Here is a 212-nt window from a genome sequence, read left to right on the forward strand (position 1 = left end):
GAGACTTGAACTCTCACACCTTGCGGCGCCAGAACCTAAATCTGGTGCGTCTACCAATTCCGCCACGACCGCATCTTAATTGTTGTTATCGAGAGAATTGGTAAAACCTCAATAACGTCCCTTTAAAGGGGTAATATGGCAGGGCTACCTGGATTCGAACCAGGGAATGGCGGCATCAAAAGCCGCTGCCTTACCGCTTGGCGATAGCCCTA

The 212-nt window shown here is 50.5% G+C and carries 1 tRNA gene; it reads right to left on the minus strand.

The annotated features are described in order from the left end of the window. Window positions 1-136 precede the first annotated feature (136 nt). Window positions 137-211 (minus strand) — tRNA-Gln (locus tag OQJ86_RS26550). Window position 212: the final 1 nt, after the last annotated feature.

Source organism: Vibrio sp. Sgm 5 (assembly GCF_026241575.1).
In the GTDB taxonomy this organism is placed as follows: Bacteria; Pseudomonadota; Gammaproteobacteria; order Enterobacterales; family Vibrionaceae; genus Vibrio; species Vibrio jasicida.